The sequence below is a fragment of the Thalassotalea insulae genome (genome assembly GCF_030161395.1).
In the GTDB taxonomy this organism is placed as follows: Bacteria; Pseudomonadota; Gammaproteobacteria; order Enterobacterales; family Alteromonadaceae; genus Thalassotalea_E; species Thalassotalea_E insulae.
In genome coordinates this window covers 883,445-896,008 of record NZ_BSST01000001.1, presented here as the reverse complement: position 1 = coordinate 896,008, position 12,564 = coordinate 883,445, and the positions used below count along the sequence as shown (strand labels likewise).

The window sequence follows — 12,564 nt, the reverse complement described above, 5'->3', positions numbered from 1 at the left end:
AGTAATAAATAAAAGCAATAAAAACATGCTATTACATATTTTTGGTCTTTACTTGTTACAGGAAGTGAGAAAAGTTGATGATAAATTATAGCGTGAGTTAAGTTGTTTTAAATAAAGGTTAATATAATCAATTGTTTAAATTGTGTTTTTTTGTAAATTATAGAAAGGGAGGGAGAGTGGTTTTATTTGTCCTACTCGGCAGATGTTTTGGATTATTTGTTTTTAATCAGTGTGTTATGCAGGGAAAGTAATAATTCCTTTAATGTGAGACAATAAAAAGTGCGAATAATTCATCAGTAAAATGTAACAAATGTAAAAGCGTAAAGTAGAAGCAAAAATAGTTTGGTTGCTGATAAATAGCAAATGGGGATGTTTGCTATTTTGATAAAGTTTTTAAAAATTTATTCTTTATCTTTTAATTGCTGTTCATGCTCTCTGGCTTTTATCTGTTTTAATTGCTCATCGCTTAATTTGAATTTTTTCGCTGATTGTAAAATCAACATCAATGCGCCTACCACTATGGAAACACAGCCAAGGATAAGAATAAAAGTTATCATGCAATGCCTACTATTTGTTTTACGATACTTACAGTTTACCTTAAAGAAGACGACTTTAGTGTTTTTCTGGTTTTGAATTAATTTCTTGATTTTTAATAGGACTTACCGGCAAAAAACAGTCGCAAAATTATTCATTTCACTGTAAGTTTGAATGAGCTGTTTAATTTGTGCTAGTTAAATGGCAATAATAACGAACTATATCAAAAGAGTAAGATGCTTTATGTTCAATCGATTACATATAAAACTACTTATCCCAGGCTTGGCTGTTGGATTACTTGCTATGTTGTTAGTTGCGCTGTTTTTCGGCGAAATGACTAAAGGCGGTATTATCCTATTTCTAGCTGTTACTGTGACAGGACAATTTGCAGTGAGTTTTGTTTTTTCTGAGCGCTTTCTTAATAAGCGAATTGCTGGATTAAAACATTATTTAGGTTTAGTGGTGAGTGTCGATCATGCGCCAACAGCGCCATTAAAAGATAACAGTAATGATGATTTTGCTCAGGTAGTTAATGAGCTCAGTCAATTTATCGATAACCTATCAGATGTTATTAAAGATATACGCAGTGAATCTGAGACACTTAGAGAAGGTGCCGGTTCGCTAACTAGCCAAATTAGTGATTCTGTTATTGCTGTTGACCAATCTTCTGAACAAATATCTCAAATGGCGTCATCTATTGAGCAAGTTGCTTCTACGTCTTCCACACTATCAGAAAGTGCGGCACAGGTTAGCGAAACCACTAATCAGGTATTATCAATATTGCAGCAGGGGACGTCATCCTCTAATACCAGTCAGCACACTGTAGAAGAGTTTGCCAAAGAAGTAACCGAAATGGCTAATGACCTAGCGTTATTGCAGGAAGAGTGTTCACGGATAGGTTCAGTGTTAGATGTGATTAGAGGTATTGCCGAACAAACGAATTTGCTGGCATTAAATGCTGCGATTGAAGCCGCACGCGCTGGAGAGCAAGGGCGAGGCTTTGCTGTGGTAGCTGATGAAGTTCGAGCATTGGCACATCGTACTCAGGAATCTACGGTAGAAATTCAATCTATGGTGGAAGGATTACAAGAAAAGTCTAACAATGCGGTTAACGCTATTGCTAAAGGACAAACATTAACGCAAGACAGCTTGCAGCACTCAGCAGAAGTGGTTGAAGCATTAGAAAAAATTGGTCAGGTCTTTACCGAGGTTGATACCTTAACCTCACAGATCGCCAGTGGTACTCATGAACAGCAACATTCAACTTCATCGATTAACGATAACATGAGTGCTGTAGTGGCATTAAGCCAGGAAATTAATCATGGCCTTAATCGCGTTGCTGAGCATGCTGAACAGCAAAAAGCGACCGCAGAAGAAGTGGATGTGACACTTAATCGAATTTGTGTCTAATGATGACTAATTAAAAAGCGCTGGGTTAATGCAAGTTATCCTGGCGCTTTTTAATGTTCAGTGTTCTGCTGGCGTTGTTGTGCCAGCTGCTGTAATTGCTTAGTTTGTTTATGTAAACTTGCTCTAACTAGTAACTCTCTGTCTTCATCGCGAATAAAATGAAATAATAATTTATGATGAAACTGCTGTTCCTGTGGTGAAATATCGATCACTTCAGCAAAGCAATAAATAGCGGCATTTTCCTCAGGTAAAAATAACTTAAGTTCTACTAACTGGTTTAATTGCCACGGTTTATCGCTAATAAAGGCGATTCCAGCTCCGCCAAAACTCACTCCCTGAAAACGAGCGTTGTCTTCGTTTTGTTGCTGTAAAATATAGTTCATTAACAGGTCTATTTTCTGTGCCTGATGTTTGAGGTAATCAACTAATTGTCCCGCTACGCCAGTAAGTGCCTGTAGTGGTTTTAGTGCCGCCTGATCGATAGTAGACATTTCACCAACCATTTTAAACGGTGTTGGCATTTGCTCTAAAAATTGTGAAAAATCGCTGACTTGCTTGTTATCAAGCGTTTTAACATTAATGCTAAATGAATGCTCTATAGTAAAAAATTGAGCATATTGTGCCAATTTGTCTTGATTAGCCTGCATTGTCATTTATATTCCTAAAATTATAAATTGTGCGATTGTCATTATTCAATAATGCCATAGAGATAACAAATAACTGTAATACCAATTTGATTAAATAATTCATCAACTTGGTATTAATTTAAGAATTAGTTTGAGTTGATACAAATAATTGAACAGCGCAATCACACATTTCATCAACATTCGTGTTGTCTTTGTAGATACCATCGATTAAAAGTTTGGCTATGCCATGTAAGGTGCCCCAGATCACTTGCGCTAACCTAAGTGCAGACGTGGTTTGTGGTAATAGACCAAGTGTTTGCCAATGCTGAGTGATTTTTACCTGATAATCAAAACTTGGATAGGCCGCTTGTCTTAATGTTTCATTGCTGCCTTGATCTTTCCAGATGGTGCGGCCAAACATTAAATCATAAAGGTTCGCATTTTCGGTAGCAAAGTGAATATAAGCGGAGACAAATTCTCTATAGGCCTGTTTTTTGACGGCATACTGTTTAGCCATTAGTTGTTCTGCCTGTTGTTGCCATTGGCTAAACCCTTGTGCTGCTATTGCGCACAGTAAATCATGTTTATCTTTAAAATGATGGTAAGCCGCAGTACGGGAAACGCCAACATTTTCGGCAATTTTTCGCAATGATAAACTATTAATCCCCTGAGTATTGAGCATCTCGGTTGCTGTAACCAATAACGACTGGCGTAGGTCACCGTGATGGTATGAGCTTTTTGCTTTTGAAATATGGTTCATGGTTAATATATCGTTACAGAGACTTACGTGCGGGGAAAATAACATTAGCAAAAATTAATCCTGCCACTAACGACATAAAGATCAAAAATGCCTGTGAACTAATACCTGCGCTATTACTAATAATTTCCTGACCTGACACTGCGATATTAAGGCCCATATAAACTTTACTTCCCGGGACCAATACAACTAACCCAAGTAGCTTTACTATGCTTGATGGTAAGTTCATTAAACGCGAAAAGATATTACTGTAAATGCCTAAAGCAAAGGCACCAACAAAAGCGCCTAAGGCAACACCTAAATGTATTGCTCCCCACATACTCGCTGCAAAAGCAATGTAACCGGATAAAATCCCCCAGGGCGCGTCTTTTTTCCGTACCTTAAATAAAATCACTAGGCTGATAGATAAGGTAGTAACCGCCGCCCAGGCGGCCCAGTTTGGCATAGCTTCTGGTTTGATATATTCGGCAATCCCCCAAAATTTATTACCCAAAGCCATGCCTAAAACCGCGCCAAAATAGAGCTTAAATAGCACCATAATCGCGTCCATTACCCTGGCCGTTCCTGACATTAAATTTCGAGCAGCGAGCTCCGATAAGCCTAACGTCAGCGCTAATCCGGGGATAAAGGCGATAATGGAAGATAAGATCACTAGTGGTGCATTTATACTGGGATCGATAAGGGTAATGCCTGATGCAAGTAAAGCACAGGTGAGTGCGGAAAGTGGTTCCAGCATCTCAGTAACGCGTTTGGAGCGCTCAGACCAAAAGACAAAGATACAAACTAACAACCCGAGTAACGTAGACCAAAAGACATCGTTCCAGCTGGTACGCATCAGCATGGCAAAAGCCCCACTTGAAGCGCCAAAAGCAAAGAAGGTTAGTAATCGACCGTAGGGATTCGGTTTATTGGCTATTTCATCTAGTCTTTCAATTGCTTCGCTTAAAGTTCGTTGCCCCGAACTTAACTCATCGACTAATTCATCGGTACGTGCCAGCGAGCCTAAATCCATATCACCGGGAGTAACCCTTAGCATATGGTTATATTCCTGATGATCATCATCACCGGATAAGATAAAAGTTAATGACGTTGGCGTGACAATAAAACTTGCTTGCAGTCCAAGGAAAGTCGAAACACTTTGTAAATGGGCTTCCATTCGATAGGCTGGCGTACCAAATTTATGCAATGCTTTACCGAGGCGAATGATAAAGCGACGTTTTTCAGTGAAGTCTTCGGGAGCGGTCATTAACGCATATTTCCATGGTTATATAAGGCATTTTTTATAAACACCTTAACTATTTGATATTTTATGTTAAATTTGACTTTTATCAAATAAAGATTTGTTGCTATGACTCTTTTAATTATTTTAGCCGCTGTTTTTTCGTGTGTGGCACTGATGGTGGTACTCGGAGAGAAATATGGTAAACCGATAGCACCTGAAGAACAGGCCAAATACAGTAAATGGCTGCGTATTCTGGTATTTGCTTTATTATTTATCGCCTTGTTTAAAGCAATCTTGGTATAAGCTATCAATATAAGTGCTCAATGATTGCTTTAACTCAAATCAGCGTCCTAGTAAAATAGTGTAACTTAGCTTGAATTAATAGATGCTGAGCTAAGCAAGGAAACCTAATGTTTGAAATTCCACAACTTGATTTAAAAAATAACGTCTCGCCACAAGAGTGGCAAACTCGCGTTGACTTAGCCGCTTGTTATCGTCTCGTGGCGATGCAGGGCTGGGATGATTTGATTTATACTCATATTTCAGCGCGCATTCCGGGAACTGACTACCTACTGATTAACGCATTCGGCTTAACGTTTGAGGAAATCACCGCCTCGAACTTAGTGAAAATAGATATTGACGGCAATATTATTGATGCTAACTGCCCATTTGAAATTAACCCGGCAGGTTTTACCATTCATAGTGCTGTACATCAGGCCCGTCATGAAGAACAATGCGTATTACATTTGCATACTAACGAAACTATTGCGGTAGCTAGTCTAAAAGAAGGTTTGTTACCGCTGAGTCAGTATTCTGCCTTTGCTTTGGCGTCAATGAGCTATCATGAATATGAAGGCCTTGCGGTTAATTCCGATGAAAAATCGCGTTTACAGCAAGATTTAGGTAGTGCAAATTTTATGTTATTGCGCAATCATGGCGCATTAACCTTAGGAAAAACAATCGGTGATGCTTACATGCATATGTATGATCTCACCCGAGCTTGCCAAATCCAGTTACAAATCATGGCCTCAGGTATGCAACCGATTGAAATCGAGCAAGCTATTGTCGATGGTATTAAAGCGCAGGCGAATGTAGTACATACCGGATTAACCGGTGGTCAAAAATCTTGGCCGGCAATGCTACGCCGTGTTTATCGTGCCGATCCATCATTTGCCAGCTAATAAGAATATAGAGTGTAGCAATGAAAATTACCCATGTAGAAATATTTGATATTGAATGTCCTGAGCGTCCGCCATGGAATCCGGTGTTTATTCGGGTACATACAGATCAAGGGATCACAGGTGTTGGTGAAGCTGGCCTGGCATATGATTGGGGACACAGCGCTGCTGCCGCCATGCTGAAAGAAATTAGTGAAGCGGTATTAATAGGTTTTGACCCGTTTCAAACGGAATTGCTTTGGTCGAGAATGTTGCGGGAAAGTTTCTGGGGGCTAGGTGGTGGTCCAGTATTGTATTCGGCAATGAGTGCAATCGATACTGCGCTCTGGGATATCAAAGGCAAAGCGCTTGGCGTTCCTGTTTATCAATTACTTGGTGGCAAGGTGAATAGTGAATTGCGCACTTATGCCAGCCAGTTACAGTTTGACTGGGATAAAGAGTGTAGAAAATTAATTGAGCCACAAGAATATGCTGAGGCGGCATTAAAAGCCGTCGCACAAGGGTATGATGCCGTTAAAGTAGATCCGATTGTTTATAACCAAGATGGCAGTTCATCTTTTGATCGCACCAAGTTATTTACCCAGCCGCAAATGCGTTTATTTGGTGACCGTTTAAGGGCAATCCGTAATGCGGTTGGTACAGATGTTGATATCATCTTTGAATCTCATTCGTTAATGGGAGCAGCGTCTGCTATTCAAATGGCTGAGGTAGTCGAAGAAGTCGGTTGCATGATGTATGAAGAGCCAGTGAATTACTTAAATGCCAAAGTACATCAAAAGGTAGCGGATCGCGTTAATGTACCGATTGCTGGTGGTGAACGTTTATACCATCGTTGGGATGTTCGTCCTTACTTTGAAGACCAAAGTATTGACGTACTGCAACCTGATGTTGGCTTGTGTGGTGGCTTTACTGAAGCGAAAAAAGTGTGTGACTACGCGGATGTTTATGATATTCGGATTCAGGCCCATGTTTGTGGTGGTCCGGTAGCAACTGCGGCATCGCTACATTTGGAAACTGCGATTCCTAATTTCTTAATTCATGAACATCATACATACGCGATTAAGGCATGGAACAGAGAGTTGTGTTTACAAGATCCACAGCCGGAAAATGGTATTTTCAAGGTTTCGGAAACACCGGGCGTTGGCATCGAACTTAATGATGAAATAGTAAAACGTTCACCTAATGTCACGGTCAAATCATTGAAGTAAATTAATTTATTAAGTGCATAAAAGGATGGTAGCTGCCATCCTTTTTTATTGTCGGGATAAATTATAGATAGTTGACCGGCAGGGCAGTGGTGTATTTCATTTCTTCCATTGCAAAGCTGGAACTGATATCGGCAAAATTGGCTTTATCGATCAGTTTTTTATAGAAGCTATCATAGGCTTTCATATCGGAGACTACCACCCGCAATAAGTAATCGACCTCACCACTCATGCGGTAGAATTCAATTATTTCAGGAAACTCATCAGCAATTTGACCAAAATCATTCAGCCATTGTGGGTTGTGTTGATTGGTTTTGATCATTACAAACACAGTTAAGCCGACATTAAGTTTTTCCGGATCGGCTAACGCGACACGACCTCTAATAATGCCGTTTTTTTCCATCGCTTGAATACGTCGCCAGCACGGAGTCGTTGATAATCCTACCTGGGCGGCTACTTCACTTACCGCCAATGTGCAGTCATGCTGTAGTATGTCGAGAATTTTTTTATCGAACTTATCCATATTAAATCATCAAATAGTTAGGTGATCGAAATGCTGTCTAATTTGTACCAGTTTTTGCTGTTGTTGTAACATAAATTTTCTAATAGCTGTGGTTGAAATTGTGTACTGATTTGGTGCCAGTAACCCTGATAGCTACAACTAAATAAGGTTAACGGAAAATTGCTAGCAAGCATCACTCGGCTTATTCCAAAAACGTTAATGCAAGTTTCGGTAATGCATTTAATAGCCGAAGCTTGATAGTGACGATTTTGCATTTCCCAGCCGGAGCACTTTATTACCACCTGAGGAAACTTCGCTAGACGCTGCAGGTTATGATGCCAACCGTGAAATTCTGGCGTATTTGTTGTTAGTGGTGCAAAACCTGCGTGATTAATAATACAAACAAGTTCAGGTATTTGAGTTAACACTTGGCATAGTGCAATGATCGCCGCATCATCAGCAAATGATAGCTGACAGTCAAAGCTTAATTGTTCTGCTGCCAAGTAGTTAAAATTGTCTATCGCTTGGGGCTTTGATAACAGCGTCACAGCGTCATCATCTAAGATATGTCGGATCCCTATCAGCGATTTTTGTTGTTGTAACTGACTTATTTGCTTAATAAATTGCTCTGTGGGTAAACCGATATTCGCACAGGCTACCGCTTTAAATGGTAGCTGGCAATTAGCTTCAAGCCACTGCAACTCTCGCCACGGCTGGACGTTATCAAACCCTGCTTCTATATGGACAAATCCGACTAATGTTAACGGTGAATCAAGAGCTAGTTGGTGTTCATTAAAGTTTTGCTGGATCACTGATTTGTCAGGCCAGTTCGGCGGATTTTCCGGACGAAGCCAATGATATTGACCTTGAGTTAGGTCAAACAGGTGTAGGTGAGGATCTATGATTTTCACTGTTTGTCTACTGAGCGGTATAACCGCCGTCGATAACCTGTAAACTGCCGGTGATAAATGTTGCTTTATCTGACGCGAGAAACAATGCCAGTTCAGCTACTTCATCTGGTTGACCGATGCGGTTAAGTGGTTGAAGCGCTGCTTCTTCTTGATGAACGCTTGCTTTATCGGCGCCTGAGCGTTGGCAGTAATTATCTATCGCTTGATGATATAGTGGTGTTTCTATGGTGCCAGGACAGATGGCATTAGCCCTAATGTTAAATTCTGCATAATCAAGCGCCGTTGTTTTTGCCATTGACGCTAGTGCATTTTTACTGAGGTTATAAGCAAAAGAATTACGTTTTGCAATCAACGCCTGATCTGAAGCTATTAAAATTATTGCGCCTGAGTGTTGTGCTTTCATGCTTGGTAGTACTGCTTGAATGGCAGAATAAGCACCTTTGACATTAATGTTAAATACCTTTAGTAAATCCGCTTCGCTGGTATTTTCAATGGTAGCAGAAAAGTGAATACCAGCGTTTGACACTAGCACATCAATTGGAGCGGCAATATCTTTAACTATGGTCTGTAACTGTGCATGGTCAGTGACATCACAATAGTGGAACTCGCCGACGCCGCTGTCCACTATATCCAGGTTGATGACACGATAATGGTTTGCAAGAAAGAGTTTAACAATACTTAAGCCAATGCCGGAGCTACCACCGGTAACAATACATTTTTTTTTCATAGTGACTGGATAATAAGTTTTTTTGCTATCTTACCTGCTCTTAATAGTAACAGCTAGGATAATCAGGATATTACCACGGCAAAGTGGATATTACTCTACAGGTAAAGTAATGGTAAAACAGGCACCACCAAGGGGGGAATGGTTAACATGACATTGTCCCAGATGCCAGTCACAGGCTTTTTTAACAATTGCTAAGCCCAGTCCGTAGCCGCCCTGATTTTTGTTACGACTTTGCTCAACTCGAGAGAACGGTTCAAACAAGGTCGGCCAGTCTTCTTCTGCAATGCCTGCTCCATCATCTTCGATTGAAATGGTCAATAGCTGCTGCTTAATTGCGGCAGATATTCTGACTTGTTGTTTAGCATACCGTAACGCATTAGTGATCAGATTTTGGCAGGCACGTTCCACTAACTCACCGTTACAGGTGATTACTAACTCAGTAGGGATATCGGCAATGATTTTTTTACTGTGTAATCGACCGTGTTTTTCTAGCTGATGGCTCAGTAGTTCACTGACGTTAGCTAAGGTTTTATTTTGCTGAACTGCCAGGTGTTCTATCCGCGAATAGCTGAGCATCTCATCGACTAAGGTTTCAATTTCTTGTAAATCTTGTTCGATTTCATCACGCTGTTGATCATTAATATTGGTTAACATGGCTAACGAAAAGCGTAGCCTGGAAAGTGGGGTTCTAAGTTCATGGGAAACTGCATTGACCAGCTGTTTTTGTTCGTTGATCAAGTGTTTGATTTTCGCCGCCATTTGTCCCATGGTTTGCACTACATTGGCAATCGGAGAGCGGCTCTGAATAGGGGGCTCGGGAATATCTTTTAATGAATCGATATTGTTTGCCAGCTGTGTCAGCCGAGTCAGATCCTGCCAAACTGGGCGAGTCCATAATATTAAAATCAGTGCTAATAATAAGTATGATGCGATCTGCAACAGGGTTTTAGTGATAGAGGAACTATGTTGCTGGTTGATTGGACCAAGCTGCAATAAATGTTTGCCATCGCTGGTTTTAGCATAGAGATAGAGTTGCTGTTGTAAATTATAAAGTGGTAATACCTGGCCGGATGCAAGCTGTTGCTGCTGCTCTGGCAGCCAAGCAATATCATTGAATTCAAGTAATTGATAGCTGAATTGCTCTGGTTGTAATTGGGCTGATGTTAACAGAGCAAGTTGCTGCTGACTGGTGATGAGTGTCGCCAGATCTTTTACCAGCGCGATGGTCGTGGCTAGTTCGCTTTTTTCATCTTGATTAAGTTTCTGCCAGAGTAATTCTGAGGCCCAGTTGATGGTAAAAATGCCAGAAATTACTACCAGATATAAACTAACGAACAGTCTGAGCACTAAGCGCTTTCCTTAGATGATGACTCGTTATGCCAGGCATCCGTATTAAATAAATAGCCTTTGCCCCAAACCGTGATGATTTTATATGGATTGTCGGGATCATCTTTTAATTTTTTTCTTAATCTTGAGATGCGAACATCGACACTACGGTCTAGACCATCATATTCTCGGCCGATAATATGCTTATGAATATAATCGCGGCTTTGTGGTTCGCCAGCATTTTTAGCTAATAGCCATAATAGCTCGAATTCATGAGTGGTGAGTTCAACATTTTGTTGCTGGTATATTACCTGACGTGATTTTCTGAAAATGCTGAGTTCACCAATGATAATATCTTGTTCTTCGGTACGCTTATGTTGTTTTATGCGGCGTAGTACAACATTAATATGGGCCAGTAATACATGAGGTACCACTGGCTTGATAATATAATCATCGGCGCCAATTTCTAATCCTAGCACATGGTCAAAATCACTGTCTTTGGCGGTCAAAAAAATAATCGGGTTATCGAAAGATTTACGTAACGTTTTGCAGATAGTGAAACCATCCATTTTGGGTAACATAATGTCGAGGATCACTATGTCAGGTTCACTGGCTAAAATAAGTTCAGGTGCGTTTTCACCGCTATTAAATACGGTCACCTGAAAATTATGCTGCTGCAAAAATTGCTTAATTAGGTTGGCCAGGCGAACATCGTCTTCTACTAATGTAATACGTGTCATTAAAAAAGGCTCCATTGAGCGCGTAGCCTTCGGCGATATTTCACCGGTTGGCTAATATTAATTTTTACTCGTTGACTTGCCAATACCTTACCTGATGAATTTTTAAGGGTAAATAGCATGTCATCTTGCAGGGAAATGTTCAGTTGTTGTGATGCATAGCGTTGCTGCTGCCAACAGCTGAGGGATTGTTGTTGTTGGAACAGGCAGGCGTTAATTGGCTGCTTGCTTTGCCACTGGGCGGTAACGGTCATTTGACAACTTTCACCTGCACTTTTTACGACACAAGCCAAAGGTTTTATGGTTAGTACCACAGTTTCATTATTTTGTTGTGAGCTTGCTTGAGCAGTAACATTTATTAGTAATATCATCCCTAACATCAATAATAGGTAGTTAAAACGCATAAACCACTCCAATAAATGCAGAGGTTACTTGCTGATCTTTAACTAAAGGGCTATCCGTAATTTTTCGGCTAAGACGCTGCTGTTTAAAGCGGATCTGTGCTTGCCATTTGCTAGTTAACTGGTAATAAAAGCCTAGTGAAACAAACGGGTTGATTCCGCCTTCAGCTTGATAATAATTACTCAGTCCAACCTGATCTTTTTCATCTAGCCCGTAATAATAGTCATTTAATTTGGCACTGTGCCAGTTAGCGCCAATACCTAAGTTTAGTTGTGCGTTATCAGAAATGTTAATGCGGTGATAGAGTGCTAGTTGGCTGTTAAGCCCTTGATATACTTGGTTAATGTCGTGTAGTAGTTGTACTTTTAACTCTGTGGATTGATTGATAAACCAGTTAAGCTGGATGCCGCCATCCACAGCCCATTTGCGTTTGCTGACATCATCTTTGCTAATTGTTTTATGATCTGACTCTGTCAGCATACTGTCAGAAAAGTTCGGGACAAATAAATGGCTTGGTTGCCAGTCGGTAAAAAATGCTTTTTCTCTGTTTAATTGGCCAATCGCGCTTAGCACCAGCTGATCTGATTGATAAAAGCTATAGCCTATTACATTATTTTCGATAAAGAATTGTTCACCGTAGTAGTTGATATACGGGAGGATCAGCAAGGGAATATCGTCTCCCCCTTGTAATGGATTGCTCAATTCTCCAATACCCAGGGCAAGTGAAAATTGCCAATCACCGACGGGCACACAACTCTCGCTTTCAGGCTGGCATTGCGCGTAGCCGGAACCAGTAAAGCTCAGCAGGGATAGCAATAAGCAAATTGTCAGTAAATATGAGCTGATGTTCAAAACCGTTATAAACCAAAACCTTTAATGCCAGTTAATTTACCACTGATTGGCGGAGATTGTAGTGCTAATAACATAAAATTACATTTGATAGCATTTGAACACAGTAAAAATTTTTTATCGGGGTAGGCTAATAATTGTTCAATAACAATTAAACAATCAGTTAAGGAGAGCGAAC

At 40.3% G+C, this 12,564-nt stretch carries 15 protein-coding genes; 4 read left to right on the top strand and 11 right to left on the bottom strand.

Translation table 11 applies throughout. The features are described from left to right. Positions 1–401 precede the first annotated feature (401 nt). Positions 402–557, bottom strand: coding sequence for a DUF2897 family protein (locus QQK06_RS04190; protein WP_284243356.1), 156 nt, complete (start codon positions 555–557; stop codon positions 402–404). 220 nt (positions 558–777) lie between these two features. Between QQK06_RS04190 and QQK06_RS04185 the strand changes: the two genes are divergently transcribed. Further along, entirely contained in the window at positions 778–1,944 is a 1,167-nt protein-coding gene (locus QQK06_RS04185; protein ID WP_284243354.1) for a methyl-accepting chemotaxis protein, read from the top strand. Between the two features lie 50 nt (positions 1,945–1,994). On the opposite strand, the gene QQK06_RS04180 is transcribed toward QQK06_RS04185, so the two are convergent. The 3 genes from QQK06_RS04180 to QQK06_RS04170 all read right to left on the bottom strand — a co-directional run bounded on the left by QQK06_RS04180 (position 1,995) and on the right by QQK06_RS04170 (position 4,573). Next, a complete protein-coding gene (locus tag QQK06_RS04180) occupies positions 1,995–2,597 on the bottom strand; it encodes a PilZ domain-containing protein (protein WP_284243352.1) in 603 nt (200 codons plus the stop codon). Between the two features lie 112 nt (positions 2,598–2,709). Beyond that, the gene (locus QQK06_RS04175) at positions 2,710–3,330 is read right to left on the bottom strand and encodes a TetR/AcrR family transcriptional regulator (protein ID WP_284243350.1); all 621 of its coding nucleotides are present in this window, start codon (positions 3,328–3,330) and stop codon (positions 2,710–2,712) included. Between the two features lie 13 nt (positions 3,331–3,343). Continuing rightward, complete coding sequence (locus QQK06_RS04170; RefSeq protein WP_284243348.1) at positions 3,344–4,573, bottom strand: threonine/serine exporter family protein; 1,230 nt, start codon at positions 4,571–4,573, stop codon at positions 3,344–3,346. A gap of 102 nt (positions 4,574–4,675) precedes the next feature. Between QQK06_RS04170 and QQK06_RS04165 the strand changes: the two genes are divergently transcribed. The 3 genes from QQK06_RS04165 (at position 4,676) to QQK06_RS04155 (ending at position 6,935) form a co-directional block, all read left to right on the top strand. Further along, positions 4,676–4,852, top strand: a complete 177-nt coding sequence (locus QQK06_RS04165; RefSeq protein ID WP_284243346.1) for a hypothetical protein — start codon at positions 4,676–4,678, stop codon at positions 4,850–4,852. A 107-nt stretch (positions 4,853–4,959) separates the two neighbouring features. Next, positions 4,960–5,730: a class II aldolase/adducin family protein gene (locus QQK06_RS04160; RefSeq protein ID WP_284243345.1), complete on the top strand. Its 771-nt coding sequence runs from the start codon at positions 4,960–4,962 to the stop codon at positions 5,728–5,730. A 20-nt stretch (positions 5,731–5,750) separates the two neighbouring features. Next, positions 5,751–6,935, top strand: a complete 1,185-nt coding sequence (locus QQK06_RS04155) for a mandelate racemase/muconate lactonizing enzyme family protein (protein WP_284243344.1) — start codon at positions 5,751–5,753, stop codon at positions 6,933–6,935. A gap of 61 nt (positions 6,936–6,996) precedes the next feature. Here QQK06_RS04155 and QQK06_RS04150 read toward each other — a convergent pair whose 3' ends face one another. From QQK06_RS04150 to QQK06_RS04120, 7 genes are all read right to left on the bottom strand, one after another. Then, entirely contained in the window at positions 6,997–7,455 is a 459-nt protein-coding gene (locus QQK06_RS04150) for an Lrp/AsnC family transcriptional regulator (RefSeq protein WP_284243343.1), read from the bottom strand. A gap of 17 nt (positions 7,456–7,472) precedes the next feature. Continuing rightward, positions 7,473–8,345, bottom strand: coding sequence for an amidohydrolase family protein (locus tag QQK06_RS04145; protein ID WP_284243342.1), 873 nt, complete (start codon positions 8,343–8,345; stop codon positions 7,473–7,475). A 7-nt stretch (positions 8,346–8,352) separates the two neighbouring features. Next, on the bottom strand, positions 8,353–9,072 hold the full coding sequence (locus QQK06_RS04140; RefSeq protein WP_284243341.1) for an SDR family NAD(P)-dependent oxidoreductase: 720 nt from the start codon (positions 9,070–9,072) through the stop codon (positions 8,353–8,355). A gap of 90 nt (positions 9,073–9,162) precedes the next feature. Continuing rightward, complete coding sequence (locus QQK06_RS04135) at positions 9,163–10,419, bottom strand: ATP-binding protein (protein ID WP_284243340.1); 1,257 nt, start codon at positions 10,417–10,419, stop codon at positions 9,163–9,165. Beyond that, complete coding sequence (locus QQK06_RS04130) at positions 10,419–11,138, bottom strand: response regulator (RefSeq protein WP_284243339.1); 720 nt, start codon at positions 11,136–11,138, stop codon at positions 10,419–10,421. The genes QQK06_RS04135 and QQK06_RS04130 overlap by 1 nt, the downstream gene beginning before the upstream one ends. Beyond that, a complete protein-coding gene (locus QQK06_RS04125; protein ID WP_284243338.1) occupies positions 11,138–11,539 on the bottom strand; it encodes a DUF3019 domain-containing protein in 402 nt (133 codons plus the stop codon). The genes QQK06_RS04130 and QQK06_RS04125 overlap by 1 nt, the downstream gene beginning before the upstream one ends. Then, positions 11,529–12,389 carry a MipA/OmpV family protein gene (locus tag QQK06_RS04120; RefSeq protein ID WP_284243337.1) on the bottom strand — a complete coding sequence of 287 codons (861 nt, stop codon included), beginning with the start codon at positions 12,387–12,389 and terminating at the stop codon, positions 11,529–11,531. Before QQK06_RS04120 ends, QQK06_RS04125 begins: the two co-directional genes overlap by 11 nt. Positions 12,390–12,564: the final 175 nt, after the last annotated feature.

Excerpts from the sequence above, each read along its gene's own strand:
- QQK06_RS04165 (WP_284243346.1), top strand. The coding sequence starts at position 4,676 with ATGACTCTTTTAATTATTTTAGCCGCTGTTTTTTCGTGTGTGGCACTG.
- QQK06_RS04185 (WP_284243354.1), top strand. The coding sequence starts at position 778 with ATGTTCAATCGATTACATATAAAACTACTTATCCCAGGCTTGGCTGTT.
- QQK06_RS04180 (WP_284243352.1), bottom strand. The coding sequence starts at position 2,597 with ATGACAATGCAGGCTAATCAAGACAAATTGGCACAATATGCTCAATTT.
- QQK06_RS04155 (WP_284243344.1), top strand. The coding sequence starts at position 5,751 with ATGAAAATTACCCATGTAGAAATATTTGATATTGAATGTCCTGAGCGT.
- QQK06_RS04140 (WP_284243341.1), bottom strand. The coding sequence starts at position 9,072 with ATGAAAAAAAAATGTATTGTTACCGGTGGTAGCTCCGGCATTGGCTTA.
- QQK06_RS04170 (WP_284243348.1), bottom strand. The coding sequence starts at position 4,573 with ATGACCGCTCCCGAAGACTTCACTGAAAAACGTCGCTTTATCATTCGC.
- QQK06_RS04160 (WP_284243345.1), top strand. The coding sequence starts at position 4,960 with ATGTTTGAAATTCCACAACTTGATTTAAAAAATAACGTCTCGCCACAA.
- QQK06_RS04150 (WP_284243343.1), bottom strand. The coding sequence starts at position 7,455 with ATGGATAAGTTCGATAAAAAAATTCTCGACATACTACAGCATGACTGC.
- QQK06_RS04125 (WP_284243338.1), bottom strand. The coding sequence starts at position 11,539 with ATGCGTTTTAACTACCTATTATTGATGTTAGGGATGATATTACTAATA.
- QQK06_RS04130 (WP_284243339.1), bottom strand. The coding sequence starts at position 11,138 with ATGACACGTATTACATTAGTAGAAGACGATGTTCGCCTGGCCAACCTA.
- QQK06_RS04190 (WP_284243356.1), bottom strand. The coding sequence starts at position 557 with ATGATAACTTTTATTCTTATCCTTGGCTGTGTTTCCATAGTGGTAGGC.
- QQK06_RS04175 (WP_284243350.1), bottom strand. The coding sequence starts at position 3,330 with ATGAACCATATTTCAAAAGCAAAAAGCTCATACCATCACGGTGACCTA.